The 3,032-nt window shown below is 37.9% G+C and carries 2 protein-coding genes; both read left to right on the top strand.

What is annotated here, in order from left to right; all coding sequences use genetic code 11:
* Positions 1-1,372, top strand: a 1,372-nt coding sequence (locus ABY905_RS15720) for a long-chain fatty acid--CoA ligase (protein ID WP_372645581.1), incomplete at its 5' end; no start/stop codon positions are given.
* Between the two features lie 257 nt (positions 1,373-1,629).
* A partial coding sequence (locus ABY905_RS15715) for an aminoacyl-histidine dipeptidase (protein WP_372645579.1) occupies positions 1,630-3,032 on the top strand: 1,403 nt, incomplete at its 3' end.

The following is a 3,032-nucleotide window of genomic DNA, read 5'->3' as shown; positions in this document are numbered from 1 at the left end:
TAAAATAAGCGATCATCAGGATTCTATGTATTGGGATGAGTTTATTGAGATGGGAAAAGCTTCACGTCTGGGAAAAGAATTCGATGCTCGATTCGAAACGGCACATATCGACGATTTAGCAACTCTAATTTACACCTCGGGTACAACTGGTGAGCCTAAAGGTGTGATGATAGATCACAATAATATTACAGCTGTTCTACGATCTCACGATAAGGAGCTTGCTGTAAGTGATGATGAAGTTTCATTAAGTTTCCTCCCACTTAGTCATGTTTACGAGAGAGGGTGGACATTCTTCTGTTTACATCGAGGATACAAAATTTATTTTAATCGTGATCCAAAGCAGATTGGAGCGACGATGAAAGAGGCTAGACCAACCATTATGTGTACGGTTCCTCGTATTTATGAGAAAGTATATTCAGCTATTCAGGATAAGCGTAATGAGGCTTCAGGTATAAAACTTAAAATTCTGAATTGGTCTTTGAAGATAGGAGACTTAAGGAATAACCAATACAAACGTTTCGAAAAGAAAGTTCCTTTTGGATTGAAATTGAAGTTCAAACTAGCGGATAAACTTGTTTTACGTAAGTTTCGTGATATTTTTGGAGGACGCATTAATTTCACCCCTTGCGGTGGTGCGCCTTTATCAGCAGAAATTTTGGCATTTTTCCATTCTGTAGGTATGAATGTTAAAATGGGATATGGCCTTACAGAAACGATGGCAACTGTATGTCTTTATGGCGATACACACATCGATTTCAATACCACAGGTAAAACACTGAATGGTGTTGAGATTAAGATTGGTGATAACGACGAGATTTTAGTTAAGGGACCTGGCGTGATGCGAGGTTATTATAAAAAGCCAGAGGAGACTGCCAAAGTGATGAAAGATGGTTGGTTTTACACGGGCGATGCAGGTCGGATCGATGAGAATGGGAATTTAAAGATTACCGATAGAATCAAAGACTTGATGAAAACTTCGGGAGGTAAATATATTGCTCCTCAAAAGTTGGAAACAACCTTAATAAACGATCTATTTATCGAACAGGTTGCCGTAATTGGTGATTGTCAGAAATATGTGACGGCTTTGGCTGTTCCAGCCTTTGAACCTCTTCGTCAGTATGCAAAAAAACATCAAATTTCCTTTGACTCTATTGAAGATTTAATTGCAAATTCTCAGATTGTAGAATTCTTTGAGAAACGCTTTGAAGATATGCAAAAGGAATTTTCACGTTTCGAGAAGATTAAGAAATTTACCCTTTTGCCGAAAGAATTCTCTATGGAAGCAGGTGAAATCACCTCTACACTGAAGCTTAAACGAAAGGTGATTCAGGAAAAGTACAGGCACCTTATCGAAAAGATGTACAAGGACTAGTCCTTATTAGATAACTAATATAAAGAAGCCGATGGAATTATTTTCTATCGGCTTTTATTTTTTCACTTGTTTGTGGCTTGTAATTAGGCAAAAAGGCCTGTGTTGTTAAAATCTGTTATTTCCGGAAAGGTTTTGCTCATGTTCTTTCCTTAAAATCAAAAAACTTATACCTTTAGGACTCTTTAAAATAGATATTCAATTTATTGATTCTATTTTAAGAACTGAAAATTTCATAAATACTTAAAAACACAATAATAATGAGCAAAGAAATTTTAAGCTTGGAACCTAAAGCAATTTGGGAAAACTTTTATTCACTAACTCAAATTCCTCGTCCATCTAAACACGAAGATGCTATTCAGGCATTCATGATGAAATTTGGTGAAGACTTAGGTCTTGAGACGATTAAAGATGAAGTAGGAAACATTATTATAAAGAAGCCAGCTACTCCAGGAATGGAAGATAGAATGGGTGTTATCATGCAAGGTCATCTTGATATGGTTCCTCAAAAGAACTCTGATACCGATCACGATTTTGAGAAAGATCCTATCGAAACTTACGTAGATGGTGAGTGGTTGACTGCTAACGGTACAACTCTAGGTGCTGATAATGGTATGGGTGTTGCTGCTGCTATGGCTGTTCTACAGGCTACTGATATGGTTCACGGTCCTGTTGAGGCTTTGTTTACTTCTGATGAGGAAACTGGTATGACTGGTGCTTTTGGTCTTCAGGCAGGTGTTCTTGATGGCGATATTCTTTTGAATATGGACTCAGAGGACGAAGGTGAATTATACGTAGGTTGCGCTGGTGGTATTGATGCTAACGTTACTTTCAAAAATAAATTAACTGATACGCCTAAGGATACTGCTGCTTTTAAATTGAACGTTAAAGGTCTTAAAGGTGGTCACTCAGGAATGGAAATTATTTTGGGTCGCGGAAACTCTAACAAATTATTATTCCGTTTCTTAAAGCATGCTGCTAAGAACTTCGGTTTACGTGTTTCTTCTGTCGATGGTGGTTCATTACGTAACGCTATTCCACGTGAGTCTTTTGCTGTTGTTGTTGTTCCTGTGAAGCATGTTGATGCTTGCGCTGCATCATTAAAAGAGTTTGAAGCGATTTTCAAAGCTGAGCTAAGTGGTGTAGAGCCAGACTTAACTTTCTTTGCTGAGCCTTGTGATTTACCAAAGAAGGTAATGAAAGGTAAACTTCAGAACCGATTAATCGATTCTATTTATGCTTGTCCTAATGGTGTAATGCGTATGAGTGATGCGATGCCTGGCTTAGTTGAAACATCGATTAACCTTGCTCGTGTATATAGCGACGATAAGACGATTATTATTCAGTCTTTATTGCGTTCTTCAGTTAACTCTGCAAAAGATGATTTAGGTGAGATGGTTTCTTCTGTATTTACTTTGGCAGGTGCTAAGGTTGTATTGGAAGGTGAGTATCCAGGATGGAAGCCAAATATGGATTCTCCAATCTTGAAAACCATGCAAGGTGTTTATAACGACATGTATGGTAAGATTCCTGAGGTTATGGCAATTCACGCTGGTTTAGAGTGTGGTTTGTTAGGTTCTAATTACCCACATTGGGATATGATTTCATTCGGACCAACCATTCGTTTCCCTCACTCTCCAGATGAGAAAGTGAAGATCGATAC

This window comes from Ancylomarina sp. (assembly GCF_041555295.1).
In the GTDB taxonomy this organism is placed as follows: domain Bacteria; phylum Bacteroidota; class Bacteroidia; order Bacteroidales; family Marinifilaceae; genus Ancylomarina.
The sequence above is the reverse complement of the archived record's forward strand: the minus strand, read 5'-3'. Positions and strand labels throughout refer to the sequence as shown.